We start from the raw sequence: 832 nt of genomic DNA on the forward strand, positions 1-832 counted from the left end.
TTGAGAATCTGATTCTTCATTTAATTAAGCAAAAGTATGGAAATACATATTGGAGACCGCGTAGCCGATGTGACGTTGGTGAGCAAGGAAGGAAACAAGGTACAGTTTATGATTGACGGAAAACCGTATGATGTGGATATCGTTATGGCCGAGAACGGAAGCTGTTCCATCCTGCACGATGGCAATTCCTTCAATGCCGAACTGATCCGTGGGGAGGGTGGAAAGAGTTATGATGTGAATATGTTCTACCGTTCCTATCATGTGGACATAGTGGACACCCAGACCAAGTATCTGCGTATGAAAAAGGGCGGCGAGGAGAGACAGGATGACAAGATTGTGGCTCCCATGCCCGGAAAGGTTGTGAAAATTCCCGTCCGGAAAGGCGACCGTCTGTCATCCGGGGATATTGTGGTAGTGCTGGAGGCCATGAAGATGCAGAGCAACTACAAAGTGACCTCGGACTGTACGGTAAGGGATATCCTGGTCAATGAGGGGGATTCCGTCAATGCTAACCAGGTATTAATAGCATTGGATATAATAAAAGAAGATTGATCATGACAAGAGAAGAAATATACAGCCGGTTTGAAGAGCTGGACAAACGCGCGTCGCTGGGCGGCGGTGTGGACAAGATCGAGAAACAACACGCCCAAGGGAAGATGACCGCTCGCGAGCGTATCGGAATGTTGCTGGACAAAGGTACGTTCAATGAACTGGACAAGCTGGTGAATCACCGTTGTACCAACTTCGGCATGGAGAAGAAGCAGATTGCCGGAGATGGTATGGTCACCGGTTACGGAAAGATAGACGGCCGTCCGGTGTTTGTCTATGCATA

Annotated in this window: 2 protein-coding genes; both read left to right on the forward strand. The window is 48.3% G+C overall.

What is annotated here, in order from left to right:
• The first annotated feature begins 36 nt into the window (after positions 1-36).
• Complete coding sequence (locus tag RE317_RS20930; protein ID WP_303266294.1) at positions 37-552, forward strand: acetyl-CoA carboxylase biotin carboxyl carrier protein subunit; 516 nt, start codon at positions 37-39, stop codon at positions 550-552.
• 2 nt (positions 553-554) lie between these two features.
• On the forward strand, positions 555-832 hold a 278-nt coding region (locus RE317_RS20935; protein WP_032949333.1), incomplete at its 3' end, for a carboxyl transferase domain-containing protein.

It is taken from the genome of Phocaeicola sp. GP0067, from assembly GCF_031119655.1.
In the GTDB taxonomy this organism is placed as follows: domain Bacteria; phylum Bacteroidota; class Bacteroidia; order Bacteroidales; family Bacteroidaceae; genus Phocaeicola; species Phocaeicola vulgatus.

What these genes read in the sequence shown, in the direction of transcription:
- RE317_RS20930 (WP_303266294.1), top strand. Translation starts at nt 37, where the DNA reads ATGGAAATACATATTGGAGACCGCGTAGCCGATGTGACGTTGGTGAGC.